30 protein-coding genes are annotated in these 26481 nt (G+C 44.3%); 8 read left to right on the forward strand and 22 right to left on the reverse strand.

From position 1 onward, the window contains the following. Nucleotides 1-18: 18 nt before the first annotated feature. The 3 genes from LQ226_RS12130 to LQ226_RS12140 form a co-directional block, all read right to left on the reverse strand. Entirely contained in the window at nucleotides 19-576 is a 558-nt protein-coding gene (locus LQ226_RS12130; RefSeq protein WP_231418173.1) for a P-loop nucleotide/nucleoside kinase family protein, read from the reverse strand. Nucleotides 577-917: 341 nt separating this feature from the next. Then, nucleotides 918-1154 (reverse strand): hypothetical protein, encoded by a 237-nt coding sequence (locus LQ226_RS12135; protein ID WP_231418174.1) that lies wholly within the window; start codon nucleotides 1152-1154, stop codon nucleotides 918-920. Nucleotides 1155-1274: 120 nt separating this feature from the next. Next, a complete protein-coding gene (locus LQ226_RS12140; protein WP_231418175.1) occupies nucleotides 1275-1451 on the reverse strand; it encodes a hypothetical protein in 177 nt (58 codons plus the stop codon). A 161-nt stretch (nucleotides 1452-1612) separates the two neighbouring features. Between LQ226_RS12140 and LQ226_RS12145 the strand changes: the two genes are divergently transcribed. Continuing rightward, nucleotides 1613-2521 carry a methyl-accepting chemotaxis protein gene (locus tag LQ226_RS12145; RefSeq protein ID WP_231418176.1) on the forward strand — a complete coding sequence of 303 codons (909 nt, stop codon included), beginning with the start codon at nucleotides 1613-1615 and terminating at the stop codon, nucleotides 2519-2521. A 57-nt stretch (nucleotides 2522-2578) separates the two neighbouring features. On the opposite strand, the gene LQ226_RS12150 is transcribed toward LQ226_RS12145, so the two are convergent. Together LQ226_RS12150 and LQ226_RS12155 are read right to left on the reverse strand one after the other, a co-directional pair. After that, nucleotides 2579-2770, reverse strand: a complete 192-nt coding sequence (locus LQ226_RS12150; protein WP_231418177.1) for a hypothetical protein — start codon at nucleotides 2768-2770, stop codon at nucleotides 2579-2581. Between the two features lie 20 nt (nucleotides 2771-2790). Then, nucleotides 2791-3111 (reverse strand): hypothetical protein, encoded by a 321-nt coding sequence (locus tag LQ226_RS12155; RefSeq protein ID WP_231418178.1) that lies wholly within the window; start codon nucleotides 3109-3111, stop codon nucleotides 2791-2793. Between the two features lie 624 nt (nucleotides 3112-3735). Between LQ226_RS12155 and LQ226_RS12160 the strand changes: the two genes are divergently transcribed. Next, on the forward strand, nucleotides 3736-4665 hold the full coding sequence (locus tag LQ226_RS12160) for an oxidoreductase (RefSeq protein ID WP_231418179.1): 930 nt from the start codon (nucleotides 3736-3738) through the stop codon (nucleotides 4663-4665). Between the two features lie 226 nt (nucleotides 4666-4891). On the opposite strand, the gene dacB is transcribed toward LQ226_RS12160, so the two are convergent. The 4 genes from dacB to LQ226_RS12175 all read right to left on the reverse strand — a co-directional run bounded on the left by dacB (nucleotide 4892) and on the right by LQ226_RS12175 (nucleotide 7827). Then, the gene (gene dacB / locus LQ226_RS12165; protein WP_231418180.1) at nucleotides 4892-6379 is read right to left on the reverse strand and encodes a D-alanyl-D-alanine carboxypeptidase/D-alanyl-D-alanine endopeptidase; all 1488 of its coding nucleotides are present in this window, start codon (nucleotides 6377-6379) and stop codon (nucleotides 4892-4894) included. A 187-nt stretch (nucleotides 6380-6566) separates the two neighbouring features. Next, complete coding sequence (locus tag LQ226_RS20985) at nucleotides 6567-6701, reverse strand: hypothetical protein (RefSeq protein ID WP_255688555.1); 135 nt, start codon at nucleotides 6699-6701, stop codon at nucleotides 6567-6569. Between the two features lie 41 nt (nucleotides 6702-6742). After that, nucleotides 6743-6901: a hypothetical protein gene (locus LQ226_RS12170; RefSeq protein WP_231418181.1), complete on the reverse strand. Its 159-nt coding sequence runs from the start codon at nucleotides 6899-6901 to the stop codon at nucleotides 6743-6745. Between the two features lie 257 nt (nucleotides 6902-7158). Then, entirely contained in the window at nucleotides 7159-7827 is a 669-nt protein-coding gene (locus tag LQ226_RS12175) for a type 1 glutamine amidotransferase domain-containing protein (protein ID WP_231418182.1), read from the reverse strand. Between the two features lie 186 nt (nucleotides 7828-8013). Between LQ226_RS12175 and LQ226_RS12180 the strand changes: the two genes are divergently transcribed. From LQ226_RS12180 to LQ226_RS12200, 5 genes are all read left to right on the forward strand, one after another. Beyond that, nucleotides 8014-8286: a winged helix-turn-helix domain-containing protein gene (locus tag LQ226_RS12180; RefSeq protein ID WP_231418183.1), complete on the forward strand. Its 273-nt coding sequence runs from the start codon at nucleotides 8014-8016 to the stop codon at nucleotides 8284-8286. Further along, nucleotides 8249-8731 (forward strand): hypothetical protein, encoded by a 483-nt coding sequence (locus LQ226_RS12185; protein ID WP_231418184.1) that lies wholly within the window; start codon nucleotides 8249-8251, stop codon nucleotides 8729-8731. Before LQ226_RS12180 ends, LQ226_RS12185 begins: the two co-directional genes overlap by 38 nt. A gap of 392 nt (nucleotides 8732-9123) precedes the next feature. Further along, complete coding sequence (locus LQ226_RS12190) at nucleotides 9124-10455, forward strand: copper amine oxidase (RefSeq protein ID WP_231418185.1); 1332 nt, start codon at nucleotides 9124-9126, stop codon at nucleotides 10453-10455. A 76-nt stretch (nucleotides 10456-10531) separates the two neighbouring features. Further along, the gene (locus LQ226_RS12195) at nucleotides 10532-11515 is read left to right on the forward strand and encodes a class F sortase (protein ID WP_231418186.1); all 984 of its coding nucleotides are present in this window, start codon (nucleotides 10532-10534) and stop codon (nucleotides 11513-11515) included. Nucleotides 11516-11656: 141 nt separating this feature from the next. After that, nucleotides 11657-12715, forward strand: a complete 1059-nt coding sequence (locus LQ226_RS12200) for a polysaccharide deacetylase family protein (RefSeq protein ID WP_231418187.1) — start codon at nucleotides 11657-11659, stop codon at nucleotides 12713-12715. An 88-nt stretch (nucleotides 12716-12803) separates the two neighbouring features. Here LQ226_RS12200 and LQ226_RS12205 read toward each other — a convergent pair whose 3' ends face one another. From LQ226_RS12205 to LQ226_RS12225, 5 genes are all read right to left on the reverse strand, one after another. Then, complete coding sequence (locus LQ226_RS12205; protein WP_231418188.1) at nucleotides 12804-13028, reverse strand: hypothetical protein; 225 nt, start codon at nucleotides 13026-13028, stop codon at nucleotides 12804-12806. Nucleotides 13029-13331: 303 nt separating this feature from the next. Continuing rightward, complete coding sequence (locus tag LQ226_RS12210; protein WP_231418189.1) at nucleotides 13332-13880, reverse strand: histidine phosphatase family protein; 549 nt, start codon at nucleotides 13878-13880, stop codon at nucleotides 13332-13334. A gap of 4 nt (nucleotides 13881-13884) precedes the next feature. Continuing rightward, nucleotides 13885-14313: an NUDIX hydrolase gene (locus LQ226_RS12215; protein WP_231418190.1), complete on the reverse strand. Its 429-nt coding sequence runs from the start codon at nucleotides 14311-14313 to the stop codon at nucleotides 13885-13887. A gap of 575 nt (nucleotides 14314-14888) precedes the next feature. Next, nucleotides 14889-15101: a hypothetical protein gene (locus tag LQ226_RS12220; protein WP_231418191.1), complete on the reverse strand. Its 213-nt coding sequence runs from the start codon at nucleotides 15099-15101 to the stop codon at nucleotides 14889-14891. A gap of 134 nt (nucleotides 15102-15235) precedes the next feature. Then, the gene (locus LQ226_RS12225; protein ID WP_231418192.1) at nucleotides 15236-15442 is read right to left on the reverse strand and encodes a hypothetical protein; all 207 of its coding nucleotides are present in this window, start codon (nucleotides 15440-15442) and stop codon (nucleotides 15236-15238) included. Between the two features lie 297 nt (nucleotides 15443-15739). On the opposite strand from LQ226_RS12225, the gene LQ226_RS12230 reads away from it, so the two are divergent. Further along, nucleotides 15740-16444, forward strand: coding sequence for a phosphatase PAP2 family protein (locus tag LQ226_RS12230; RefSeq protein ID WP_231418193.1), 705 nt, complete (start codon nucleotides 15740-15742; stop codon nucleotides 16442-16444). Between the two features lie 885 nt (nucleotides 16445-17329). Here LQ226_RS12230 and pelG read toward each other — a convergent pair. The 8 genes from pelG to LQ226_RS20990 form a co-directional block, all read right to left on the reverse strand. Then, nucleotides 17330-18784 (reverse strand): exopolysaccharide Pel transporter PelG, encoded by a 1455-nt coding sequence (gene pelG, locus LQ226_RS12235; RefSeq protein ID WP_231418194.1) that lies wholly within the window; start codon nucleotides 18782-18784, stop codon nucleotides 17330-17332. After that, nucleotides 18765-20186: a GT4 family glycosyltransferase PelF gene (gene pelF / locus LQ226_RS12240; RefSeq protein WP_231418195.1), complete on the reverse strand. Its 1422-nt coding sequence runs from the start codon at nucleotides 20184-20186 to the stop codon at nucleotides 18765-18767. Before pelF ends, pelG begins: the two co-directional genes overlap by 20 nt. After that, entirely contained in the window at nucleotides 20183-22081 is a 1899-nt protein-coding gene (locus LQ226_RS12245; RefSeq protein WP_231418196.1) for a DUF2194 domain-containing protein, read from the reverse strand. Before LQ226_RS12245 ends, pelF begins: the two co-directional genes overlap by 4 nt. Further along, a complete protein-coding gene (locus tag LQ226_RS12250) occupies nucleotides 22078-23010 on the reverse strand; it encodes a tetratricopeptide repeat protein (RefSeq protein WP_231418197.1) in 933 nt (310 codons plus the stop codon). The genes LQ226_RS12245 and LQ226_RS12250 overlap by 4 nt, the downstream gene beginning before the upstream one ends. Further along, complete coding sequence (locus LQ226_RS12255) at nucleotides 23000-24235, reverse strand: hypothetical protein (RefSeq protein WP_231418198.1); 1236 nt, start codon at nucleotides 24233-24235, stop codon at nucleotides 23000-23002. Before LQ226_RS12255 ends, LQ226_RS12250 begins: the two co-directional genes overlap by 11 nt. Nucleotides 24236-24260: 25 nt before the next feature. Beyond that, nucleotides 24261-25283 (reverse strand): UDP-glucose 4-epimerase GalE, encoded by a 1023-nt coding sequence (gene galE, locus LQ226_RS12260; protein WP_231418199.1) that lies wholly within the window; start codon nucleotides 25281-25283, stop codon nucleotides 24261-24263. 196 nt (nucleotides 25284-25479) lie between these two features. Further along, nucleotides 25480-26334, reverse strand: a complete 855-nt coding sequence (locus tag LQ226_RS12265; RefSeq protein ID WP_231418200.1) for a glycoside hydrolase family 191 protein — start codon at nucleotides 26332-26334, stop codon at nucleotides 25480-25482. Continuing rightward, a complete protein-coding gene (locus LQ226_RS20990) occupies nucleotides 26328-26453 on the reverse strand; it encodes a hypothetical protein (RefSeq protein WP_255688557.1) in 126 nt (41 codons plus the stop codon). Before LQ226_RS20990 ends, LQ226_RS12265 begins: the two co-directional genes overlap by 7 nt. Nucleotides 26454-26481: the final 28 nt, after the last annotated feature.

Raw genomic sequence — 26481 nt, forward strand, 5'->3', positions numbered from 1 at the left:
TTTTCCTAATCTTCATACCTATTCTGAATACGACGAAGAAAATGCTTTGTGATCATTTCCGATGTAGCTCATAACTTCTTCTATATATGCATCAACCGGAAGAGATGTATCGACACAATACCAGTCTATTTCAGATGGTTTCTTGCTATGATGCAAGGCAGGGGTAAACACTTCTTCTGACTTTACTTTTCCGACCTGGCTTACCTTACGCTCACGACTTTTAAGTCTTCTGTTTATCTCATCCAAATCTTCGAGGTAGCACTCCACATATTTATAAGCTGCCCTATGCGTCTCTGCGAGCTTCGTTCCTTTCTCGATCATTTCCTGATAGAGACACGGACTGTCAAAAATCACGCTTTTCCCCTGACTTAAATGAAAATCAATAAGCGCCCAATTCATTGAATAGGACACCTTTCCGATTTCTTTTCCATTCATACCCGTTCCTTGTAAACTAAGCATGAGAGAAGATTTCACAACGTCACAATCGACAACCACCGCTCCAGTTCTCTGTGCTATTTCCCGGGAAAGGGTTGATTTACCTGACCCAGGAATCCCAGACATTTGTACAAAAAACATCCGACCCTCTCCTTTCCTTACACCGCTCTGTTTCCAATCCATCTCCCCCCATTCTAAACGCAACCTCTCTTACAATTTCATACAAAAAATCCTCACTCATTCGTACGTTCCCTCCCACCAGAAGTTTCACCTCTGGAGAAATCTGTTACTAAAAGACTATGTATCTTTCTCTAAGATCTCTATTCCATCTCTCTCCCAAAGTTTTATTATAAAGAGGTTAAAGATAGAAAACGTTAGCATGTGCCCAAACCACCCTTTACTCAATTACAGCTGATGGAAACATCCTCTTAGATTGGCACACCACTGCCCTCCCCTATAAAAAAAGACTCAACCTCACAGGATTAAGTCTTCCTTGCCTCTTCACTAATCCACTTCTTCATATACCGAACAGAAAGAGCCGACAACGGAAAGTTCACAAGCACAGACACCCAGCTCAAGAACCACATCACCGTATTCGATGGCAAAATCTCATAAAACAAAAAGATAAACACACGCCAATAAAACACTAAGAAAACGACAAATAAGAAAACGCTAATCAGCTGATCTCTAGAAGGCAAATATTTGTCCGTTGCTTTCATCCCTCATCCCCCTCCCTAGATGGACCCGTAATCTATTAGTATAACTGTAAAGGAATTCCATAATTTTGTAAATATTCTATTAAAAAAAGCGCTCCTGTATAAATACAGAAGCGCTGATCATTATGAGTTCGCTTGTTCACGAATGTTCTTTCGCAAGGTATGCGCATTCCACGCGCACACAATCGTAGCAGCTCCGTCGATAATCGGAATACTACCCGCCGTTAAGATCGAATAAAAGAACGACACCGCAAACACTACGGTTAACACGATCATCAAATAGAATAAAAATGTCTTCACTACGAACCGGGCTCCTCTCCCTCAATTCTTCCCCCAATCGTAACACAATTTTAGAATCGTCAACATTTTGTAACAAAATGGAATCCAGCACATCAACAAGGTACCTTTTAGTTGATTGGACCTACATCCAACCTCTATCATGAAGGTAAGGGGGAGAATAGATGACGACAGAAATTGAAACCAATATTCATGATCACCATGTTGTTCAAGCCATTGAGGACCACCTGGCTACGATTCGATTTGACTTAAATCGCCAGGTTCAATTTGTGAATGACAATTTTGCCAAGAGCCTCGGTTACACCACAGAAGAAATGTACGGCATGCATCATAGCAAGCTTTGTTTTCCTGAGTTCAGTCAGGACGTGAGTTACGAACGATTCTGGAAGGACCTAGAGAGAGGCAAGTCTTTTCAGGACAAGATTAAGCGAAAAGACAGAAATGGGGATGAGGTTTACTTAGAAGCAACCTATATGCCCGTCCGAAATGAACGGAGTCAAGTCGTTGGCGTGTTTAAAGTAGCCACCAACATCACATCCCGTCAGAAAGCGATCAATTCGTTGGCTAGGAAACTAGAAGCGATGTCAGAAGATCTGACCTCAAAATCGCAATTTGGCATTGAACGAAGCGAGGACTTCCTTAAAACGATCGAACAAATCTCAGAAGTCTCGACTTCAAATATCCATACACTGAACAATCTGCAAAAAGATGCTAAAAGCATTCAAGGAATCGTCAAGACGATTAAAGATATAGCGGCTCAAACGAACCTGCTTGCCTTAAATGCCGGCATTGAAGCAGCTCGCGCCGGAGAACACGGCCGAGGTTTTGACATCGTAGCCAAAGAAGTGAGGAAGCTTTCTGAGAAGGTCGACGGCTCGATTAAGGAGATAAAAGATAGTATCGAATCAATATCAAGTGAAATCGATACTATTACAACAGGCACAGAACAAGCCCAAGCGAGTGTAAAAGACAGCCAACAGCAAATCCAAGAAGCTCTTCGAGACTTCTCGAACATCCTAGAAGCTGCTCACACCCTTGAAAACCAGGCCAAAGACTTTACTAACATCCTTTAGCTAGCAAAAGCTACCGCCTATTGAACGGTAGCTTTTTGTAGTTGAATAATGGAAAAATTATCCGGTAATGATATTCAAAATAAACGCAAGAATCCCCATTAAAATAAAGCCCCCGATTAGAAAAATGCCGATAAACTTAATTGGACCAGGCAACCGGCCACTTTTCTTCGGATTCAACCCCGTGATGGTTCGGTTATGCTCTGTTACATCGTTAAACGATTGATTTTCTTCATCTGAACGATTGTTCATAGTAACAAGCCCCCTCTTTTTTACTCTACCGCGTCTTCTTTCCCGAATAGTTCAGACGGGTTTACTAAGCGAAACGCACTAATAAAGACGAATAGTCCGTTCAAGAAATAAAAGATGGCGGTTATGAAACCAATAGATCCAGCCAGCCAACCGTTATCTTCTATGAGCCTTACGCCCATACTAAGACCGAACATAAACAGGGGAGTGGAGAAGATAAACAACAACCCAGCCCATAGCCGCTTCTTAAAATGACGGCCCGAATAACCAAAGGCTAAACGATTTACGCCATAAAAGATTCCTGCAACGATAACTACCAATAAAATCCAATAGAAGATCTCCATTGTGGAAGCCTCCTTTTTCAGAAAAGTTCTACCTAAACTTTACCATATCTCTCCGCTCTCCTTCATTTCTTCGCTGAAAACCTATCCAGAAATCCTCCTTTATCCCTATTTTTGTATGATTTTACCATTATGGATGATATAATGAAATGTATGAATTGGAACAAAATGGGGTGTGAACATGATCTATATCCTGTATCTGATTCCTATCATTTTAGGAATCTATTATATAGCCAATGGTATCGCCCAGGTCGGCGTTTCGCGCTTTCTCCCACCACTTGTGATAGGGCCCTTATCCCTCGGCATGATTCTGTGGTGTATCCTAGGAGATTTTACAAACGATGTAGTGGAGACGATTGTATTCTTAATTTCCGTTGTGCTTAGCTCCGCCTTCTTGTTTACGTCGATGCTCCCCACAGAGGAGACGCCCCCCTCAAAGCATAATTCCCATAAGGTCAAACAGAACGACAACTCTAAGTGAAGGAACTTAGAGTTTTTTCTTTCCCTTAAAATGCCTATTCGTTTTCAAAACCCTCGCAAACGTTTACTATGTAAAGTAGGTACATAGGAGTTATAATCTACGCTCTTTTACGAATATCTAAGATAACTAGAAAGGTCGTGTTCTAAATGAATCAACATCACTGGTCTGTCGACAAGATCCCATCGTTACAAGGAAAAACCATTATCGTAACGGGCGCGAATAGTGGCCTTGGGCAAGAAGCTGCCCGCGTATACGCTACTAAAGGAGCAAACGTTGTCCTTGCCTGCCGCTCTACTGAAAAAGGCGAAAAGACAGCTGCCCACATTCTTTCCATGTTTCCTGACGCTAACGTGGAGGTCATGCAACTCGATTTAGGAAGCTTGGAATCGATTCACGCCTTCAGTGAACAATTCAAATCAAAGTACGATCAATTGGACATCTTAATGAACAACGCAGGGGTTATGACAACGCCATATGGCAAAACAGAAGATGGATTTGAACAGCAGCTTGGTATTAACCACCTGGGTCATTTCGCCCTAACATCTCTTCTGTTTGATCACCTTAAACAATCAGAGCACGCTCGCATTGTGAACATTAGCAGCAATGCTCATAAGCAAGGAAAACTTGACTTTAATAACCTTATGTATGAAGGCGGGAAAGGCTACTCCCCTATGAAAGCCTACTCACGTTCTAAGCTTGCGAACTTATTATTCACTTATGAATTACAGCGACGTTTGGAAGAGGCAGGCTTACAGATCGAAGTTCTTGCCGCTCATCCAGGTGGTGCGAATACTAACTTAGCCAGACATGTTGAGAACAAATTCGCATTCAAAATGCTTCGCGGGGTCCTTGAGCGAATTACCCAAAGCGCATACGACGGGGCTCTTCCAGGCATTCGTGCTGCGACAGATCCGCATGCAAAAGGCGGAGAGTATTACGGTCCATCAGGGAAGATGGAGATGACGGGGGATCCCGTTCTTGTTCAGCCGAAAACACGCGCTCTAGATGTGGTCGATGCGGATCTCTTATGGCAAGAATCCGAACGCCTAACAGGGGTTTCCTTCCCTGTATCATAATCTCAGGGATTGGGGAATGTTTCCTTTTGCATTAGCTGGGCGCATGGTGGTTCGGGAAATCACTCGCTTTCTGCGACGAGTTGGGGGCCGCGGAAAGTGAGTCGTTCCCCAGACACCCCAAGCACTAAAAAACGTAACGGCCCTAAACATACAAAAATGCCCCCCCATCTTTTAATAAAACTAAGTAACAAAAAGGTCTTGTTCCTATTGAACAAGACCTTTTTGGTTATCCCTCATATTCGGCTAAGGTGATGGCAATTTCATCTTCGATCTCTTGGACAGAGCCTAAGTAATTGTTCAGGAGGATCGAAAAGATGAGTCTTTCTCCATTTTGGGCAGTTACGTATCCTGATAGCGACGTAACGCCTGTTAAGGAGCCGGTTTTGGCTTGGACATTTTCATCTGCTACTGTATCTCCCATTCGGTAACGAAGGGTTCCGCCGACAAAGCGTTCACTGTTGCCTGCGACAGGAAGTGAGCGTAAGTACTCATCAAACCACTCTTCGCTTCTTACTTTATAGAGAAGTTCAGAGATTTCATTGGCAGGGACCATATTTACATGAGACATCCCGGATCCATCGCGAAGGCGCATTGTGTCGGCATCGACACCGATGTCTGTTAAGTAGTTTTCTACCACGTCTAATCCTTTCTCCCAGCTTCCTTCATCTGAGACGACTTTCCCCATTTCTTTTACAAGTACCTCTGCATGTCCATTGTTACTCAGTTTCATAAATGGAATGAGTAGTTCTTCAAGAGGCATCGACTCAATCGATGTGACCTGTTCAGCTGAAGCAGGGGCTTTTCCATCAAGCTTTTGCTCCCCTTTTACTTTAATGCCTTCTTCCTTTAGAGCTTGATGAAATAAATCGAGCGCTAATCCACTTGGTTCTGACACCGCCACCCATGAGCGAGACCTAGTTCCATCAACCGGGATCGTCCCTTCAATGATGACGTTATTCGTTCCATGTTCTCTTGTGATCGAGATGTCCTTCGGTTGATCGGCCGCTACGGTTTCGGTCTGGTTCACAACTTGAATATATTCCGTTTCAGGCGTGACCTGAATGTCAGCCTGATCCCCCTCATCCTCACCTGGATAAGCGGCAACAATGACCGTGCCGGCATCATAGTCTTTATTAGGTGCAGCTGTCAGAGCTGAGACTTGAGCTGCATAGTAATTGGTTTCATCATTCCAGGAGATATCTTCAGACAAACGAACGTCGTCATACCACGTATCATCTGCGATTACATCCCCCTTCACTTCACGAATCCCTTCTTGCTTCAATGATTTAGCCAGTTCTTCAAAATCTTCTTTCATCAATGTAGGATCGCCTTTACCTTTCAAATACAAATCTCCATGTAACTTTCCGCCCTTCACTTCACCGTCTCCAAGTACTTCAGTTGGGAAGGTATACTCTTCTCCTAGCGTATCAAGGGCGGCAGCTGCCGTTAAGAGTTTCATGTTCGAGGCCGGCTTTAAGCGAAGATCCCCGTTATATTCATACATCTCCTCACCTGTATCGGCTGAACGAACACTTACCCCAGCAAGGGCTCCTTCCAACTTCTCATCATTTAAAATCGTTGTAAGCTGAGCAGATAGCGACGACTCCTCTGGTGAAGCGGCAATCTCATTCTGAGTTGCAGACTGATACGGCGCCACTAACAAAAACGAAGCAAGGAACACGACCAACAATTGTTTACCTTTTTGTGAAAACATACGTATGTATCTTCCTCCTTGAATTTTGTCATATTCCTAACACTACCAAAGAATACAGAAAATTCAAATATTTAAGAGCTCCATCTTGGAAAACAGCCCCATCGTCGCACATCCCTTATGACTTTCGACTTATTCATGCCCTCTCCTCTTTCGTTCATTCAGCCATCCCGTAGAATAGTGGTCGTGGCTAGAGCCGTTTTCGTTGAGCTTGAGCCCCCTGGACTCGAGCCGCTCCTTCCACGACTTGAGCCCCTTCACCTTCACTTGAGCCTGTTTCATTGCTCTTGAGCTTCTCTCCCTCAACTTGAGTCGATTTTTTCATCCCTTGAGCCAATTTTTCAAAATCACGAGCCACTTCTCTCCCTACTTGAGCCTCTCTTCCTCAACTTGATCTCCCCTCTGGACTCGAGCCGCTCCCTCCAAGACTTGAGCCCCTTCACCTTCACTTGAGCCTGTTTTATTGCTCTTGAGCTTCTCTCCCTCAACTTGAGTCGATTTTTTCATCCCTTGAGCCAATTTCATAAAATCACGAGCCACTTCTCTCCCTACTTGAGCCTCTCCTCCTCAACTTGAGCCCCCCTCTGGACTCGAGCCGCTCTTTCCACGACTTGAGCCCCCCTCTGGACTCGAGCCGCTCCTTCCACGACTTGAGCCCCTTCACCTTCACTTGAGCCATTCCTCCTCAACTTAAGCCCCCAACTCTGAACTCAAGCCCCCCTCCTCACAAAAAAAAACGAAGGTCCCCTAAGGACCTTCGCCATGACTCATCTATTCTCATTTTAAAATTCAGTCAACGCTTCAATCACTTTCTGAGCGGTGCTTTCACTAGACATTGGGTTTTGACCCGTAATCAACTTACCGTCGCGGACGGAGTAGTCTGCCCAGTCGTCGCCGCTTTCAAATTCAGCGCCTTGTTCACGAAGTTTTGTTTCTAATAAGAAAGGCATGTTGTCATCTAGTTCCATGCCACGCTCTTCAGAATCTGTAAAGCCATTCACTTTCTTGCCTTTTACAATAGGCGTGCCGTCTTCGTACGTTGCGTTCACAAGACCGGCTGGACCGTGACAAACGGACCCGATTACTTTATCGTTTTCCGCAAATTGTTGAAGCGCATATTGAAGAGCTTCGTTATCCGGGAAGTCAAACATAGCGCCGTGTCCACCTGGTAAGAAGATCGCGTCATACCCTTCGTCTACGATTTCTTTCGTAAGCTGTTCTGTATCTTCTAGCTGCAGGCGCGCTTCATCCCATTTTGGTGTTTCTTCTTCCGGAACACTGTTAGGATCAAGCTCAACCTGACCACCTGCGATTGACGTTACGCGAATGTTATAGCCTTGTTCTCTGAACATATTGTAAGGGGCTGCGAATTCTTCGAGCCATAAACCTGTTTTATGTTGATCTGTAATTTTTGTGTGACTAGTCACGACCATTAGTACATCGTTAGACATGATTATGCCTCCTCTAAAAATAGTAATATCTTTTCTAGCGTCTCACATCCTTCTGTATACCCGGGTTTGTTTGAAAATACTCTTATTCTATTAAAATTTTATCCTTAAAAGCCCCACCGAACCCATCTATTGGACCTTGCAAAATTCGTCGAAAACCTTCATATTTGGAAGAAAAGGAGGCCGAAGATGCGACACGACATACAACAGAACGAACGAGCGTTTTCCACAAAAGAAGTGGCTGAAGATGTAGGAATTGCGACCACGACCGTGCGCCGGTATGGCCAGATCCTCGAGCGAAATGGCTATGAATTTTTTAAAGATGGCGACAGACGGATCTTCGTGAAATCAGACGTGGAAGCGATTCGGGCGATAAAAAGCGATAAAAGAAACCTCCCTCACCCAGGACGAAGCAGCCCAGGAAGTGGTCCAGAAACAAAAGGAAATGCTGCGTGGCTATAATGAAAAAGCCATCGCCACAGCGGGTACATATAATAAATCCCTTTCAGATCCAAAGAAAACAGAAGAACTCCTCCAGCTCCTCGCAACAGAACTGGCCGCTTCAAGAGAAATGAACGTCCAGCTGAAGCAGGATATGGATGATTTAAAAACCACCGTGGCCCGTCTCCAACAAGACCACCACGTCATCAGCTCAGGTGTCGGGAACTTCTCTCAGAAAACGCACACCAAGATGGATAAAATGATTGAAGAACAAAAGACCCAGTACGAATCTTTACTCGAACAAGAACGCGAAAAAAGCGAAGCCTTACAAGAAGAATTACGCCAAATGCGCGAGCACCAACAAAAAGAGTGGGAAGCCCAAAACGCCTTCAACCAACAACTCGAAGTAACCGTAAAGAGCTCAAAAAGCCCCCTAGAACGCTTACTTGGTTTGTTTAAGAAGTAAGCTTTTTAGAGTTCATTCCAACTTTTATACGTCCCCACTTGAGGTAACGGGTCTATGTTTCTTGTCAGGGGAGAACACTCCGCCCCACCAGGCATGCTTCCGTTCATCCTACATATGGAAAAGGAGGGCCTGGAAACTGCGAGACTCCCGTGGGCAGAAGAGCCTAGGTGAGACCCCGGAGGCCGGCGCAGCCGGCTGAGGAGGCTCACCAGCTCCCCACAGGAAAGCGAGTGGTTTCCAGGCCCTCCTTACTCTCAATTAAGGCTAACGGAAGCACCCTCCCAGCCAGTTTAAATACCTGGCTGGGAGATTTTTTTATAAAACTAGTGATCCAAATCGATTTCTCCTTCGATAGCTACATGAAAACGACCTAACAAAGGAGAGAATCGACTATGAAACTAATAAAAAAAGTGTTCGCCCTTACCATGGCACTGCTACTACTCGTCCCTTCCGTATCAATGGCGCATGCGGAATCGGGGCCAACGGCGAAGACGCCGGCGGCGGATTTACGAGCAACGCTTAGTGAACTCTTATCGAATCACTTTGTGTATCAAACGATTTCGATGACGAAAACCTATGACGATGCCGAGGATACCGAAGCGATCAATCAGGCACTTGAGCGAAACGCGAACGACCTGACGAAAGCCATTCAATCCATATACGGCAAAGAAGGCGCAGCGCAATTTGAGAAGATATTCGATTCACAATATGAAGAAACGCCTGGTCTTGCAGAGGCCGTGAAGAGCGGAGACAAAGAAGCTGAAGAAAAAGCAAAGCAACAGCTTCTTCAGCAGTTTCCACAAGAACTTGGGACGTTCTTAAGTGAAGCAACAGGCGGGAACCTTCCAGCAGACACAGCTGAAAAAGTGTTGCGCGCTCATGAACAAGACGTGCAAGACGTGTTCTATGCTTACGTAAATGAAGATTATAAGAAGGCATATCAATCCTTCCGCACTGGATTTGATCGCATGTTTGACATTAGTAAAGCTCTTTCTGGTGCGATCGTAAATCAGAAACCGGACCAATTTAATCATACGAAAGTCGATACAAAAGCAGCAGATCTACGCTCTACCTTAAATAGTCTTGCGTCTGAACACTTTGCCCTTGCTACGCTTGAGATGCAAAAAGGGTTCGACCAGGCGAAGGATTATGACTTTGTAACGTGGGCTGAGGATCAGCAAACAGCTGATTTCAAAGGAGCGATCGCATCCATTTACGGACAAGAGGCAGCAGATCAGTTCGAGAAAATTTGGCAAAAGGACCACATTGCGGCCCAATCGAAAGTAGTAGCTGCTACTCTTCAGGAGCAAAACGATGAACGAAAAGATGCGGAACAGCGTCTGAAAGATTTCTCCCAACAATTCGGAATGTTTCTATCACAAGCAACAGAAGGAAATCTACCAGAAGACGCTGCAAAAGAAGCCATTTGGATGCATGAAGAAGATGTACTTCAAACATTTGATCAGTATGTAAACGGTGAGTATGAAGCGACTTATGAATCATTCGACGAAGGATTCGCTTATATGTTCGGAGTAGGCGAAATGCTGAGTGAGGCTGTTGTTACAAGCATGCCTGACGAATACAGCATGATGCCATCAGAAATGCCTGACACAGGGCTTGGTGGCAGCGAGCAAAACGGATTCTTATGGATGTGGATCACTTTTGCAAGCCTCGTTGTTCTTTCAGGTGGCGTGCTCGCTTCCCGTTCGAATAAGAAAGCCTAGTCTAGCCGGACTCTGAGGGGCGAAATGCCTCTCTTTTTTCCGTCCTGGCATTCTATTAGAGAGAAAGGTGATGGGTATGAAGTGGAGTGTTTACTTCTTTATCGTTGGAGCGGTTTTCCTGCTCCTTTTTGGATATCAGAAATCCGAATTCTCAACTCAATCAAGCCAGGAAACAGCAGTGAGCCATGTTTCTGGTAAGGAAGAATCGTCCTATCTAAACGAACTCGCAAATAAAGATCCATTGTTGCAACAAGAATTTACCGTCCTTAATCAAAACGAAAACATGAACTCTTCTAGTGTGGATAAAGAGGATAAGCAGGAAGATCAAGGCATCGTTCCCACCCACCTGTCGATTCCAGCTATTGATGTCGATACAAAGATTGAAAAGGTCGGGGTTCTTGATAACGGAGAAATGGGTGTCCCTGATAGCACCAAAACGGTCGGGTGGTTTGAACCTGGCACGAGACCCGGGAATACAGGGAACGCCGTCATCGCCGGGCATGTGGATAGCTATAAAGGGCCTGCGGTCTTCTTTTACCTGAAGAATTTAGAGAAGGGCGACGAGGTGACCGTGACTGATCAAAACGGCGAGAAAAAAACGTACGTCGTGAAGGCTCTCGAGAGCTACCCTTATGACAATGCTCCGATCGAAGAAATCTTCGGCACGACAGATAAGAAGCGACTCAACCTGATTACCTGTACCGGAACCTTTGATCAGGAAACGAGAAACCATTTAGAGCGCCTCGTTGTGTATACAGAGTTAAAAGATCCAGCTAGCGAGAAAGAACAAGAGCCTAAAGAGCAGCAACTCCCTTCTCCAGAACAAGTTGAAGTGAACGGAACATTTGTAACGTGGCACGCGGTCCGGGATGAGAACGTGATCGGTTACCGTGTTTATCGCAGTAAAGACGGAGAAACGTTCGAGAAAGTAGCCAGTGTCTCCTCTTTTGAAAGAAAGAACTACACTGACCCTGATGCTTCAGCGTACACGTATTACGTTACAGCCGTTGATGAAGATGGGAACGAATCGAAACCTTCCAATAGAGCAAAAGCAGAGTAATCCCACACTCCCATCCCTTATAACTCTCCCTTTTTTGGGAGAGTTCTTTTTTATCTTCCTCCATTTCAATAATTCTCCAGATAATGGGGAGTCTAAGAAAAAGCAGTACCATTTTGCTTAAACGATCGGAGGAGATTAAACATGAAAAGACGTCTATTTCAAGTTGCCCTCATCATCTTCCTTTTCCCTTTTATATCCTTCAAAACAAGTTCCGCCGAGACGCTGCCATCGGCTCAAATCATTGTAGACGGGGAAGAGATTGAAACAACCTACACGCTGCAAAACGGTCGCCTGATGGTTCCAGACCTCTTCTTCAAAAATACAGGCGCTACCGTTAATTTTAATGAGATGTATCAATCGATCGCGGTGGACCGTGGCAATATTGCGGCGTTCCCCATCGGCAGAACGTACACCGATTATTACGATCAGAACGAGAGAAAGTGGAAACGTGATTATTTAAAGACGACGACAACAAAAATCAACGGCACCCCCTACATCCCTTTACGCATCACAGCTGAGATATTAGGGATGGACGTTTCCTATGACCCAATGCTTAAACGCACTTTCATCCGGACTCACGCAACAACTGAAGCGCCGAAAGCGTATGGGTCAATACCGACGACAACGAAGCAAATTGCTCTTACGTTTGATGACGGTCCCGATGACGTGATTACTCCGCAGATTCTTAACATACTCGATGAAAAAGACGTTCAAGCCACGTTCTTTGTTCTCGGTAAACAAGTAAAACGCTTCCCACAAATGACGAAAAACATCACAAACGCAGGCCATACGATCGCCAATCATTCCTTTGGTCATCCCGACTTATCGAACCTATACACCTCAAACGTCAGAGAACAGGTTCTTTCAGCCAACTCCACAATTGAAGAAGTAACAGGCACTCGCCCATCTCTATTCAGGCCCCCGTACGGTTCTTTTACAAGGGCAGATGCTCAAGTCTTTAAAGATCTCGGGTTCTTAAACATCCTATGGTCGATTGACACACTCGATTGGAGTGGCAAAACAGCCGATGAGATTGTAGGGACCATTACTAGTCAAGCCTCCCCCGGAAGCATTGTACTGCAGCATAGCTTTGACTCCTCAGAGCTTGAAGGCACGTTAGATGCACTCCCCCGGATTATTGACCGGCTCAGGGAAAAGGGATATGAGTTTGTAACCGTGGATGCGATCCCATCTTCCTAGAGGGGAATTTGCATACGAAAACGCAGAGTTTTCCCTCTGCGTTTTCTTCTTTACGTTCATGAACTTTTTTATTACATATCCTGAGCCATTATTCGCTTCTGACCTTAACTGAACGTTCCACAATCAACCCAACTATTAAGCCGATCACAAATGGAAGTATGGCAATATCCGCTTCAAAACCCGTCCCATTTTCTACTGACTCAGGGAAGGCGAGTGAAAACCGAAAAAGAGTTAAATGAAATAGATTTCCAATCCAATACAACAGAGCCATTGTCCCAAGGGATGATAATAAAGGTAACCCTATTTTTCTCATTATAGATCTCCTTTTTCTACTCTTTATTGAATCAACCAATACTCTTATACAGCCAAACAAACCCTTCATCCCAATCAACGTCAGATCATTAGAGAAAAATTCATTTGGATCATTTTTCCAATAAGTGTATTATATGTGATTCCTCTCCAATACTGAACACCTTATTGATGGCGGCCATTTCTATGCAGCCATCCCCCCTCCAAATCCGTTAATCAGTTTGATCCTTAACTAGCAGTTGGCAGTTAGGAAACGAATGGATAAAACATCCCCATACTTTTCTCTTAAAGACTCTAGTTATTCAAACTAATTTCCTTTCCATAAACGCTCTATCTGATGATGTTCTTTTGATAACGTCAATAAATAAACATCTGGATTGGACAAATTTTTCCATTCCTCAAAACCAAAATGTTCATCGAATTTTTTAATAAGAAGGGACAAAATATTGCCGTGAGTCACAATGATGATATTATTGGTGTTCTCATTCAATACAGACTCCAATACATTTACAATACGTTGAGCTGCATCTGAACTTGACTCTCCTCCTTCAAAAGTCAAATCCATGTCCTCAAATGTTGCTTTTAATTTATCGAACCAATCAGGTAAGTGTTTAGAACTTAATGTTCGTTCGGATAGTCGTTTATCAATTTCGATTTCTATATCTAGTTTTTTACTTAGTGGTTTGATGGTCTGAACTGCTCTTAAAAAAGGACTGGTAATTATTTTTTGAATACTGATATTGGAGAAAAAGTCACAAAGATGTTCTGACTGTTTCATTCCATTTAAAGTTAAAGGAGATTGGATTGATTGACCTTCGGCTTCACAATGTCTTACAAGATATACTCTTTTATCCACTATATCACTTCCGAATAATTAAATTTTCAGCTCGTTTTATGCTTTCTTTTAAGTAGATTGGTGAATATGTGTCACTCATTATTTCAGAAACTGTCATCCACTTCACTACTTCGACTTCATTTGGGCTTTTAGCAAATGGCTCTCCCGAAGCATATTCACATAGGAAAACAATATCAATCACAGTTTCTCCTGAGTCCGCTATAAAGGAAGTGCTATGTACATACCTTATGTTCTCTTTAACTTCAATGCCTACTTCTTCAAAGATTTCTCTTTTGACTGTGGCTTCTAAAATATCTGAGGAATTGCCCTCATTTTCAACCTTACCTCCCACAAGAGAAAGCAATCCACCTGCGTGTTCTTCTTTTTCACTTCGTTTAATGATTAGCCATTTATTTTCTTTAAAAATAGTCCCCTCTACATTAACTATAAACATAAAGTTTCCATCTCCTCTAAGGAACCTCTTCTTAAACTCTACTGCCTTGTTAGTTGAATAATGCTCATTAATTCATTTTACAATGTTAATACCAAAAATCCTCTAAATTACATAATTAATGGCGCAAATCAACATGCAGTTTGCTCTGCAATTTCGACTACATTTTCACATAAAAAAAGTAGTTCAATTAAGGAGTACAAATTGCGGAACTATTTCACTATCATGCATGACGTTCTATTTTCTTCCACATATGAGTGTTGTAGAGTAGCTGAGTGATAAAAATAGTGAGTAAAGATAATATGAAAAGGATTCTAGTCAACAGACTTAATTCTTGAGCAAAATAAATTACAGTAAGGGCAATAAGAATAACAGGGGACATTCTTATTGTTCTAACCATTTTTCTTCTATAGGACAAGCTAAAATAATTGATTGCAAAGCCTTTATCCACTTTAGCTTTGTTTTTGTACCTCCTTGAGAAAAGGATACCTATGATTGCGGAAATAATAATAGGGAGTAAGAGATGTACCACCTGAATTCTCCTTCCAATTTTTTACTTCACCTATTCAATTGGGTTATTAAAGTCCGTACCGGAGGATCTGCTCTCTAATAACCACATTGCCAAACGTGAACCATAATAAAAGCACTAAAACCAGAACCCCCATTACCAGACTAAACCAAGCAAAATACTTATTTTCCTTATGTATGATAGGGAATAACACAATGAGCAATGTGCCAAAAGCTAGTGTAATTAAAATCGATAGTTTTCCTGTTAATACGTCAAAAATCATATAATCCCCTTCCCCCACATTTCTCCGGGTCTAGTTGGTAAGTTAAGTATTTAGAATTTACCTTATATACGGACCACAGCACGAACTTCTACTTAGCCTTACACCACACTGGCCCTTTTAAGAGAGTAATGCATTTAAAAAGGTCCGCCTCCTCTACCGTTTCCTTTCTGTTGTTCGGTGAGTCTGTCTGCGCTTTCTCGATCTTGTTCCATTTCTCTTTCTGTCTTTCCTTCCCATTTCTTTGGTGGATGTTCTTTCTTATTTTTATAGTCTTTATACTTCGTGACACCCATAACTAATACTGCTGAGCTTATGATAAGAATAGTAACTAAACTTTCCATATGTAATCCCTCCTTTTTCACAAAAATGCTGCGTAAATGAAGAAGTGATTTTTAATCCAAATCATTATTTTTCATAAAATTACCCGAGTAGAAGTCACACTTATTTCCCTACCCCCACCTTACCATATTAAGGAATTATTTCGCTTCGAAATTGGCGGATTTTTTTTAAAGTGAATCTATAACGATACAACTTCTACCTCCTAATAGTCCAAGGAGCTTTTTACCAGTCCTTCAAACGTTTCACCTGGTCCCCATAAGGGTATTTCATTCACCACTAAGACTTTAAAGGAGGTCCTTATGCCCAAACCAATTCTACTTTCAGACCGAACGAAACCATCTGCCCTATGGGGACCGGGAATCCTGCTCGTCCTGCTCTTTGTCGCTTCGATCTTTATCATCGGCGAAACGGTAATGGCTTCTGGAAAGTTATCGATCGATCAGTGGGCTTTTGAATTAGCCGGCCAAACGCCACAGTGGGTCACTTCTGCCATGCTTTCTGTCACAAAAGCAGGTTCTGTCCTGTGGTTGACTGTCTTGTCTGTTATGACGCTCCTCTACTTATTATTCTTATCCCCCTTCAGCCGCTATCTAGGCCTTTTCTTTGCCATTAACATGATCGGCGTGAGCGGCATCACCAAACTGTTAAAGATCTCTTACATGAGAGAACGCCCTGACCAAACGCAATACACAGGGGATTCATCAAGCTTCCCTAGCGGTCACACATCAGGAGCGGTCGCTTTTTACGGATTCCTGATCTACCTCATCTCCATTAGCCACCTGTCAAACGGGATCAAGTGGACGGTGAATGTAGTCCTTACGATCTTCATGCTAGCGATCGGATTGAGTCGCGTGTTCGGAAGCATCCACTTCTTCACCGACGTCCTAGCAGGCTTCGCAATTGGATTCACTTGGCTGATGATCTGCATCGCCGCCATTGAATGGACCTTAAAGAATAAACGACAGTCTCAAGAAAGTTCAAATGAACCAAACGTCCAGGCCTAGCGGCACTGGACGTTTTTTTGTGCATGTCTAGAGGATCATCCGAATGGACTGCTGGGAGGGGCTCAATACAAAATCAAAACCCCCAACAGCCAATTGACTGCTGGGGGCTTGAGCCGGTTTCTTTGAACTTAAGCCGGTTTTCCCTCTTTTAAGCCAGTATCAGCTGACTTAAGCCATCAGCTCCTGACTTGAGCTGTTATTTTCACCTCTTGAGCCAATACTCTTAAATCTTGAGCCGTATCGGCCTAGCTTGAGCCGCGCTCCCTGAACTTGAGCCGTCAGCGCACCACTTGAGCCGCACGCACCGAACTTGAGCCACTCGCCCCCACCAGCTCAATACAAAAAAGCCCCCAGCAGCCAATTGACTGCTGGGGCTTGAGTCACTTTTCCTTGAACTCAAGCCAGTTTCCTCGAACTTAAGCCAGTATCAGCTAACTTAAGCCGTCCGCGCCTGACTTGAGCTGTTATTTTCACCCCTTGAGCCAATTCCCGCAAATCTTGAGCCGTATCGGCCTGGCTTGAGCCGGTCTCACTCAACTTGAGCCGCACGCACCGAACTTGAGCCACTCGCCCCCCAGCTCAATACAAAAAAGCCCCAACAGTCAATTAACTGCTGGGGCTTGAGTCACTTTTCCTTGAACTTAAGCCAGTTTTCCCTCTTTTAAGCCAGTATCAGCTGACTTAAGCCGTCCGCTCCTGACTTGAGCTGTTATTTTCACCTCTTGAGCCAATTCCAGCAAATCTTGAGCCGTATCGGCCTAGCTTGAGCCGTCCGCGCACGACTTGAGCCGCGCTCCCTGAACTTGAGCCGCCAGCGCCTCACTTGAGCCACCCGCCTAGCACTTGAGCCGCCAACGCCTCACTCAAGCCACCAACACACCCCAATCACAAAACCCGAATCCGATTCAACCTCTCCCCAACCCGCTCAAACCAGTCTCCCCCATCCCGTTCGGCTGGTCGGCAAAAAGTGTAATAATCGACTTCGCGCAGGAAGTAGATCAGACGGGCACCTGCAAATAGAAATGCGGCAGTGGAGCCTAGGGCAAAGCTGATGCCGTACCAGTCAATCCCTTTTGGAAGCAGGAGGAAGGTGAACAATCCGTTTAGCGTATAGAACAGGGCACTCGTCAGGACGGCTCCTTTTTGATCATCGAAGTACAGAAGGAGAAGCGTAATGACGAGGACCATAGCATTTGAGAAAGCGCCAATGGTTGTAATCCGGAAGATCTCTCCGATTTCCCGGTCCAACCCGGCCCAGGCGACGAGCCAGGCCGAGAGTAGGATCGCTACGAATGAAACGACGCCCTGGCTCCTGAACAGGCGAGCCATTTCCTGGCGCAGTACGTGATTCATTTTATTTTGGGCACGCCCGATTTGTTCGTATGTGCCTCCTTGGTTAACAAATCCGTAAAAGGTGCGGTATCGTTCGTAGAAACGGGTTTCCACGGATACAACAAAGATAATGAGTGTCGGGATAATCGTTAAGTAGGACCAGAATATTGCCGTGTCATACAGACGATTGGTCAGAAACGTCCCGGCAACCACGCTACCTCCTTCTCCGAACCAAATGATCCAGTTGCACACCCAGATCCCTGCGTTGTAAAGGAACCCTGCGCCAAATAAAGCAGGATAACGGTCGTAGTATTTTAAGTAAGAAAATTGATTTTCCCGGTTCCGATTCGGGAAGGTGATGAGCATGGCATACATAAGACCGAACAAGGTGAGCACCATTCCGAGCGTAAAGCCCAGAAGCATCAAAAGGGACATCGATAAACCTAAATTTTCTGGAACAAATGGAATAAGTAAAATCGATAATACGCCAACTACTCCCCCAATCAGAAAACTGTAGGCGACCGCTTGATAATATTTCGCTGCGCTTAAGAAAATAAACATCACCCAGATGAGATTAATCGCGATGAATAGGGTTAACAGAACAAGCTTATAGCCTAAGTGAAGAGGCGAATAGAACGCAAACGCTACCCAGACGGTTAAGGAGAACAGAAGCGTTACTTTGCTCACGCCTAAAAACGTGGGGAAAATACGGTCATATATTTTTTCATAGAACAAATCCGCGACATAGCGAGTTACGATTAAGTGTTGAATGCCGAGGATCACTTGAGAGAAGATAAAGCAATACGCGACAGACAGCGTAAAGAGCTCTCGTTCTGCAAGTTCGATTCCTGTCAGGCGCGAGGAGAGCCATTGAATGAGTGTGATCGCGGTGATTACGATCAGCCACGGGCCTGAGGAGACCAGCCCTGCAAAGGCGTAGGCTTTCAATCTCGAAGAATAGTAATCTTCCTGAAAGAGCTTTTGTAATTTAAACCCGATGCCTGCCATACGCTGACCTCCCTATTCGATAAAGTTCCTCGTACTGATCGATCATGTGGTGGTGCTGATAGAAAGCGGCTACGCGCTTTCGTCCATTTTCCCCGAAATGCTTCCGCTCTACCGGGTAATCCATCAGCCACTCAATCCGGTCAGCCACAAGGTCCGGGTGAACAGGCGGGACGACGAATCCTGAAGGGCCAAAAGGATCATCTTCTCTTCCGTGTATAAGCTCATAACAAGCGCCGACGTCCGTTACCACATAAGGAAGACCAGCTGACATCCCTTCTAAGACCGCTAACGGCTGCCCTTCTGAAATACTTGTAAGTACCCCAATATCGAAAGTTGGTAAGTACTCTTTGATATCCACTTTTCCAACGAGCTTCACCATGTCTTCAAGATCATTTTGCCTGATTAGGAGACGACATTTATTCACGTAGTCCTCATCCTCATCAAGGGGGCCCATTAAGATCCATTCGAACACCCGGCCGCGCTGCTCTAGAATTTTCGCTGCTGTAATCATCGTTTTCACATCTTTAATCGGGACAACGCGGATGATCGCTCCAATCCGAAACGGGCGTTCTTCTTTATGTTCCGGCAATGTAGATAGCCTCTCATAATCCACTCCATTCGGAATAATCGCTGTCTTCTCATGAGCCGCTCCGATCTCCAATTGATGGTGCTGATTTTTCTCAAAAAGGGTAAGGATCTGATCCGCTTCTTTATAGGCTTGCCTTGATAGATGGTGGAAGAATTGAATCCAGTGCTTCTTATAAAAAGACGGGATCCAGGACGCCTTTAAGATCTCTTCTTCACGCTCCCTCGAGTAGATGCCGTGTTCGGTCACGTAAAAAGGAATGTCCTGACTTTTCGCCATATAAGCTCCAAGCAATCCTGCGTACCCCGTCGAAGCACTATGAACGAGATCCACTTTAGGTAGATCTTGTTGCAGGAGCCTGAAGACGGGTTCGAACATTCCTCGCCACATCCACAGAAAATCGATAAAAGATCCCTTGTTTGGCTCAAGCTCATAGCTCTTTTTGACCGTTTCATAAAAAATGCGGCTGGCGAAGTAGCGCTCGCTTGAAGGGATCACATCCCCCATTACGAATAACGCATCTGTATCCACTTCTTCAAACATCAACCACTTCTCTAAGGAACGAATCTCTCTGTCTTCTAACACGACTTTCTTCTTCATTCGTCGCTCGGAGGCTTCATTAAGCGTCAGGTTATGAATCCCCGTGACATTCGGGGGTAACCGGTACTGCATGTCCTCCTCCGTGTAGGGAGAGGGATTGATCGCTATGATTTCAAATTCATACTGAGGCATTTGCCGAATAATCGTATGGACCCAACTCGAAACCCCGCCACTGACATACGGGTAACTCCCCTCAACAATCATACCGATTCTCATGATACATCCTCCTTCAACAGAAGCGTGACAGATGGTTTACGGAGCGTGACGATATATAAACCTGATGAAGCCTGCATTACTTCTACCTCTCCAAAAGAAAATTCGCCTGTTTCTAGATGCTTCCCTGGTTGAATGCGAACAAGAGCAACCGAAGGGTCTAACATGTCTTCTCCCGAGATCGTGATGGAGTCTTCTTGATAACGAACATCGATTTTCGATTGCTGATAGGTAATCATTTTTTCACGCGCTTCTTGTTGGGTTAGGCTTTCGAGGTAGGGGAAGTTTTTAGATATAAACTGATACATACCCTCAAGACCTTCACTCATTTCTTCCCAATTTCGTCCCTGTGCACGCTCTGGATCTGTGCGGTCATCAGGGTGTATGAAATGGGAAAATACTCCTTGGTTCGCAATGGCATCAGTTATTAAGAAAAGATCTTCCGGAGAATCGCCGTGCCCACTAGCGGTGCGCGGAAAGTGATATAAGTCTGAATATTTGTGATCAAATTCATATTCTTGAATAAACGATTCGTCCTCTTTTTCACCAAAGTACAGTGATGCCAAGACATTCAGAGAAGGAATTGACTCTAAAAGAGCATCCAACCCTCTTTTTCCTAAAATATTTGATGGAGGAACATAAGTCTGGATCTTCTCTTTAGGAAAATAATATTGAAATAATTGGTTTGTATCCTTTAGCGTTCGTTTGATAAAGGATTCCGATTTCCATATCTTGTAACCATAGGGGTTGTAAAAATGGGTTGGGCCAACCTCAACAGATAAGAGGTACGGATTGAACTCTTTTTTACGATATAGTGGATGATTATCTTCTTTCACAACTAAAGGTTGGTGATTATAACCATGAAGAGCTATCTCTCCCCCACTGTTTTCTAATTGACGACCATAGTAAAGCATGGGATATTTCTGACGCTTGATTAATTCTTCGGTGTTTAAATCTGTTTTATCTTGATAGGTTCCAATAAAAGCCCCGGTGAGCGATAAGTTATAATCCTTTTGAAGTTTTTTTATACGATCCCACCACACATCTTTCAAAAAAGCTCCATAACCCATCCCTTCTCCATGAACAAATTCATCCTTTATAGGAGAAGGGAAATCATCGAGATAGGTTACTTTAATCCCAGATTGATGCATGACGAATGAAGGTGGCAAAAGAGATAGAGATTGAAGCAATAAACCTCTCATTCCCTTTTCTTTTGTAACAGTTGTATTCCAAAAACCTACTTTCCCTTTTCCATGGGGGTACGTCCACATAACCGGGATGTGCTTTACCGTTAGATAAACAACTGCAGATTTGCTTAATTCAACATCCAACACACTATGGGAGAGTAATTTATGTTCACCTGAAAGATCGTTGTAACCAGGAAAAACAGGCTTTTCGATTGTTAGTCCGTGCACCGTATCAGATACAAAATCATTGGTCTCTTCAATTCCAGTTAAGTCGTTCCACTTTGGATCACTCCCCCCATGTCGTAAAGCAACCATCAACCTCCCCCCTTTATTAACGAAAGCCTCTATAGATTCATAGGGCCACTCGCTAGTATGTTCTCCAGCAACAACTAGTACATGGAAAGGATCTGGTTCCAGGGAATTTAAGTCTTCTTTATCCACTTCTTCAAAAGGAATTTTTGCGTATCGAAGTGCGTAACGGATATTATCTATAGCATCTTGTGAGTCGACACTATTATTCTCCAATAAACTGATTTTCAAGTTTGTCTCTCTAGTTATCTCATTTGTACTCATCGTAAGAAAATGTCTGTTTTCCGGAGCCGTCATAGGAAACCACGTGTGTATGGCAGAAAGACGCCCCCACTGCAAAACAACAACGCTAAGTAGAAGAACTAGAATAATAGCTGCAAATGTGGAGCGGATATTTCTCACGCCTGTCTCCCTCCTAGTACATGTAAGACAAATCGGTCGTTCTCTGGTAGTTCCGTTAAGTTAAGATGGTGCTGGCTTAAGGTAATAATCTCCTTCATTCCAGTCCAGTTGCCTGTTTCATAATACGCTTTAAGAAGCTTCGTGTAGCCCTTGGTATATCCCGGAAACTGTTCGATCAACTCTTTGTAATACGAAGCCGCCTCCTCAGGTTCCCCGAGGCGGTCGCTACAGTCCCCAAGCCCCTCATAAATCCAAGGCTCATTGGGATACAAAAGCACGATCGACAGAAGGAAGCTTAACCACATTTCTTCTTTTAGCTTTCTAAGTGTTGGGGTGAGGACGTCACTATCGATGTAGCGAGCGTACGTGTCATGAAGTCTCTTTAAACTCTCCACATCCTCTGAATTGGCTTGTTCCTTGGCTAGCGTCAGCTCTCGTTCATACTGATCAACAAGTGTATTGATAAGCGTCGCTGAATAGTGCACCGTCTCATGATCTTCATTCAACAGCCCCATCCGCAAATACTTTCCCTGATGGTTCACCCCTTCTGGGATGTATTGCAGAATCGAGTTCTTCCGGTTCGCAAACGTGCCGTGTGTCAGCGATTCGGTTAATGGCAAAAGATCCACACTGCGCTTCGCTTCATATCGGACCGGCTCAAGATTTAAGACTTCGTACGTGACATACTCATCATAATCCTCAAGCATTCGCTCACTTGTGAATCGCTTCGCTAATAGCCAAGCCAAAAATCCAAACAGCTCGCCGATGATGGGCATAAAGCAACTAACCATACCGCCCCACACCACGACAGCTTGCTGGTCTTCATCGAAACGATCCCTTAAGAGGATAAGGAGAACCATCACAATCATGGCGTGGAGGATAAAGAAAACCACCCACAGCCACGGCGATAATAAGAGGTCAAGCATCATAAACGACCCCTTTCCGCCTTAAGACGTTCTCAATACGAGGGAAAACGACTTCACGGGCGGCGGGTTCTGTACCAGGGAACAGGAACCACAATTCATTTTTACCTGCATCGTATCCTAAGCGGTCAATTTCACGAATATGCGGTCGAATCATCATTTCCGCTTCGATAATCGGAACCTCCACGGTAGACTTCAGGCGGATCTTCCCAATTAAATAAGGGAGGGCAAATTTTTCTGCTTTCTTCTCTTCCATTTCGACAAGCTCATTAAAGAATTGCTTCTTATACACCCGCGTACCTGAGAACATCTTCGGCTTTTCCTTCTCCTGCTGAAGGTTATACGCTTTCTGCAGGCGGCTCGACATCCAGTCGAGCACAAGGGACAAGACCTGCATCTGATGGGCCGTAATGGAATGGAATTCTATATCCTCTAACACGACGACCTCTTTAATATCCCCCTCGTACAAAAGCGGGGCCAAAAGAACCGGCGAGTCGTCAGGATCCTCTACGTTCCGGATTGTAATCGTTTTGCTCTCAAGCATCCGTTTGAACATGGAAGACGTGTCCTCGATTAAAATGGATTGCTTAAATCGGTTCTGCTCATCCTGTTTGATTAGAAGTCTGAGCGCTCGTTGAGACTGGTCCACATGATAAATCGCCATCTGCTTCGCCTTAAAAACATTACGAAACACATTTAGCGCTTCACTTCGAATCAGCTCAGGATGATCCTGATCCAGGGCGATCCCCACTTGATAAATTCTTGATAACGAATGGTCTGACTCGAGCACCTTCATTTGTAGCATGCGCTGAGTACGTTCTAGGAGCCCAACGGTATCTTTTAAATATTCATTCTCATCTTCCTTCTCTTCTTTATGGAATTGAAGGCTTTCATATTTCTCCCTGTAGGATGTGCTGAATAGTCCAGCGATCAGAGCAACACAGAGCATCCATAAAAAGGCAACAAGGGAATCCGTATCGTAAAAAAGTAACAACACATCTTCTCCGGAAACCCAGCTATAGAACAGTCGATACACCGCCACTAGTGAAAAGGCGAGTAGTCCGAAGATTAACCCGTACCGTAACGCAGCAAGAAGAATAAAGAGTAGTAAAAGACCAGGTACAGAAGCAATCACTTGCCCCCCTGTCACCAAATCCAAAAATACTAAAAGCCCCCAAACCCCGACAACCTCAACTAACTTTAACCATAACCGGTCCTGTCGATAAAACATCCCCTCACCCCCTATTTGATTATGCTTATTTCTTTATATAGCCCGCCGGATTAAGACGCTGCCACTTCCAAGCATCCAGGCACATGTCCTCGATCTCTTTAGTCGCCTTCCAGCCAAGCTCTTCCTCTGCCTTTTGAACATCTGCGTAAGAAACAGCAATATCTCCGGGACGTCGAACGGTAATCCAATAGGGGATCGTTTTTTGTGTGACCCTTTCAAATGTATGAAGAAGCTCTTTCACCGTCGTCCCTTTTCCAGTGCCAAGATTGTATACACTCACACCAGACTTCATACGGTCTGTTGCCTCGACGCCTTTCACATGACCTTTCGCGAGGTCTGTAATATGCACAAAGTCTCTTATACACGTTCCGTCTCTGGTAGGGTAATCATCACCGAAAATATGAAGCACAGGACGTTTCCCAACTGCCACTTCTGTCAGGTACGGCATAATGTTCATCGGCACACCTACCGGATTCTCACCAATCAGCCCGCTTGAATGAGCACCAATTGGGTTGAAGTATCGGAGAATCACGATTTTCATAGGGTAATAGGCTCGTTGAAAATCTTCTAGAATTTGTTCAGACATATGCTTTGTTCTGCCGTAGGGGTTCTCTGTCTTGATGGGGTGCGTCTCTAGTATCGGTACCTGTTGAGGAGGCCCATATACCGTCGCTGAGGAACTGAATACCAGTCGATGAACGTGATGCTTCTGCATGCATTCACATAAATGGAGGAGTGGAGTCAAATTATGAAGGTAGTACCTGAGAGGATCGACCACTGACTCTCCTACTGCTTTTAAGCCTGCCAAATGAATAACAGCATCAATCGAAAACGTCTGAAACACTTCATCAAGCGATTCAAGATTCATCATGTCGACATCCATCCAGTGGAGCCGTTCCCCTGTAATGGTCTCGACTCTCTCGAGAGATTCTGGTGTGCTGTTCACGAAATTATCAATCACGACGACCCGAAACCCAGCCTGCACCAATTCCACACATACATGAGACCCAATAAACCCCGCACCACCTGTCACCAGTATCGTCTCCATACCGCCTCACACTTTCTTTATCTTTTTATTATCTCTTTATCAAACTATATGTGCTCCTAGACTCGTGTAGGTCAAATTCCTCAAAAATATTTATATAAGATTATTGTATAATAAGCTTCTATGAATAGGTAGTTTTACTCGGATCTCAAATGTTTACCAGATTTTTAAAATTACCCATAGAAAAAGCTTTCCCATTTTAAGGGGAAAGCTTTTTCACATAGGTCCACTTATTATAACCGTCTGGTTCGTGGGTGTGGATAAAGCCACGTCTTTTAGCATAGTTGGTGCTACGATTCTTCGATTCGTATGAAACCGTAAACACATCAACACCATATTTCTTTCGAAGCTTCGTCAGTTCGGCTATTCTTTCTTGACTCCACGAATCTCGCGCCACCGCATTGTAGTCGAATCCTTCCCACATGACCCCGTCCACAAGAGGCGCGGACACAGCTTTCAATGTGTCAAAACCCCAGTTCTGAATAATCGGGATTTGACCGTATTCATCTCGGAGAAACTGCAGAAATTCAAGGTACGCATCTCGTTGTGCGTTTAAAACAGACTTGCGATGCGCGTGCTCGTTATCGATGTCTCCAACTGTATCAAGAAAGATCCCATCGAATCCTTTATCGATGACCTGTTTTTTCAAGTCCTTTTTCAAAACGGATTGGTAATGAGAAGAGGTCAGGTCCATCAAATACGAATCCCATTCAGGGAAGAATACCTTTTGACCATTCTCGTAAAAGAAGTCTTGTGGCTTGAGCTGTTTCATCACCTCAACATTCCATTCGTCGGCTTCCATTAGGTTGACATAGCCTAAAACAAGCGTTCCATTTCTACGGATGCGAGCAACCCGCTCTTTCGTCACTTCTCGGGGTTCTAAAATGACAAGGTCGTACCGCTTCATGTCTTTTTCTATTTTCGTTGTAACTGGGTCGTAGTAGATCTGGTAGGAGGTGATATCGTCAAAGAGGTGCGAAGAAGCAGGGGCTGATGCTGGAACAAAGAAGGCACCCATCAAAATCACAAGGGACAACATCCATTTTCTTAACATAAAATCCCTCCACAAAGGAATGAAGCATCCACGTAAAACTGATTGATCGTTTGCATAGGTTGTACTTGTGCACGATCCACATCTTCTTGAAGCCCCGCTTTTCCACGAGTTTGCCCCATTTCCTTTTATCTTACCCTTCATCGTATG

It is taken from the genome of Pontibacillus sp. HN14 (assembly GCF_021129245.1).
GTDB lineage: Bacteria > Bacillota > Bacilli > Bacillales > BH030062 > Pontibacillus.

What these genes read in the sequence shown, in the direction of transcription:
- LQ226_RS12225 (WP_231418192.1), bottom strand. Translation starts at nt 15,442, where the DNA reads ATGGAAAGTTTAGTTACTATTCTTATCATAAGCTCAGCAGTATTAGTT.
- LQ226_RS12200 (WP_231418187.1), top strand. Translation starts at nt 11,657, where the DNA reads ATGAAAAGACGTCTATTTCAAGTTGCCCTCATCATCTTCCTTTTCCCT.
- LQ226_RS12220 (WP_231418191.1), bottom strand. Translation starts at nt 15,101, where the DNA reads ATGATTTTTGACGTATTAACAGGAAAACTATCGATTTTAATTACACTA.
- LQ226_RS12250 (WP_231418197.1), bottom strand. Translation starts at nt 23,010, where the DNA reads ATGATGCTTGACCTCTTATTATCGCCGTGGCTGTGGGTGGTTTTCTTT.
- LQ226_RS12150 (WP_231418177.1), bottom strand. Translation starts at nt 2,770, where the DNA reads ATGAACAATCGTTCAGATGAAGAAAATCAATCGTTTAACGATGTAACA.
- LQ226_RS12215 (WP_231418190.1), bottom strand. Translation starts at nt 14,313, where the DNA reads ATGTTTATAGTTAATGTAGAGGGGACTATTTTTAAAGAAAATAAATGG.
- LQ226_RS12170 (WP_231418181.1), bottom strand. Translation starts at nt 6,901, where the DNA reads ATGAAATTGGCTCAAGGGATGAAAAAATCGACTCAAGTTGAGGGAGAG.
- LQ226_RS12135 (WP_231418174.1), bottom strand. Translation starts at nt 1,154, where the DNA reads ATGAAAGCAACGGACAAATATTTGCCTTCTAGAGATCAGCTGATTAGC.
- LQ226_RS12130 (WP_231418173.1), bottom strand. Translation starts at nt 576, where the DNA reads ATGTTTTTTGTACAAATGTCTGGGATTCCTGGGTCAGGTAAATCAACC.
- pelG (WP_231418194.1), bottom strand. Translation starts at nt 18,784, where the DNA reads ATGGCAGGCATCGGGTTTAAATTACAAAAGCTCTTTCAGGAAGATTAC.
- LQ226_RS20985 (WP_255688555.1), bottom strand. Translation starts at nt 6,701, where the DNA reads ATGAAAAAATCGACTCAAGTTGAGGGAGAGAAGCTCAAGAGCAATGAA.
- LQ226_RS12175 (WP_231418182.1), bottom strand. Translation starts at nt 7,827, where the DNA reads ATGTCTAACGATGTACTAATGGTCGTGACTAGTCACACAAAAATTACA.
- LQ226_RS12155 (WP_231418178.1), bottom strand. Translation starts at nt 3,111, where the DNA reads ATGGAGATCTTCTATTGGATTTTATTGGTAGTTATCGTTGCAGGAATC.
- LQ226_RS12205 (WP_231418188.1), bottom strand. Translation starts at nt 13,028, where the DNA reads ATGAGAAAAATAGGGTTACCTTTATTATCATCCCTTGGGACAATGGCT.
- dacB (WP_231418180.1), bottom strand. Translation starts at nt 6,379, where the DNA reads ATGTTTTCACAAAAAGGTAAACAATTGTTGGTCGTGTTCCTTGCTTCG.
- LQ226_RS12160 (WP_231418179.1), top strand. Translation starts at nt 3,736, where the DNA reads ATGAATCAACATCACTGGTCTGTCGACAAGATCCCATCGTTACAAGGA.
- LQ226_RS12145 (WP_231418176.1), top strand. Translation starts at nt 1,613, where the DNA reads ATGACGACAGAAATTGAAACCAATATTCATGATCACCATGTTGTTCAA.
- pelF (WP_231418195.1), bottom strand. Translation starts at nt 20,186, where the DNA reads ATGAGAATCGGTATGATTGTTGAGGGGAGTTACCCGTATGTCAGTGGC.
- LQ226_RS12265 (WP_231418200.1), bottom strand. Translation starts at nt 26,334, where the DNA reads ATGTTAAGAAAATGGATGTTGTCCCTTGTGATTTTGATGGGTGCCTTC.
- LQ226_RS12190 (WP_231418185.1), top strand. Translation starts at nt 9,124, where the DNA reads ATGAAACTAATAAAAAAAGTGTTCGCCCTTACCATGGCACTGCTACTA.
- LQ226_RS12195 (WP_231418186.1), top strand. Translation starts at nt 10,532, where the DNA reads ATGAAGTGGAGTGTTTACTTCTTTATCGTTGGAGCGGTTTTCCTGCTC.
- LQ226_RS12255 (WP_231418198.1), bottom strand. Translation starts at nt 24,235, where the DNA reads ATGTTTTATCGACAGGACCGGTTATGGTTAAAGTTAGTTGAGGTTGTC.
- LQ226_RS12230 (WP_231418193.1), top strand. Translation starts at nt 15,740, where the DNA reads ATGCCCAAACCAATTCTACTTTCAGACCGAACGAAACCATCTGCCCTA.
- LQ226_RS12180 (WP_231418183.1), top strand. Translation starts at nt 8,014, where the DNA reads ATGCGACACGACATACAACAGAACGAACGAGCGTTTTCCACAAAAGAA.
- LQ226_RS20990 (WP_255688557.1), bottom strand. Translation starts at nt 26,453, where the DNA reads ATGGGGCAAACTCGTGGAAAAGCGGGGCTTCAAGAAGATGTGGATCGT.
- galE (WP_231418199.1), bottom strand. Translation starts at nt 25,283, where the DNA reads ATGGAGACGATACTGGTGACAGGTGGTGCGGGGTTTATTGGGTCTCAT.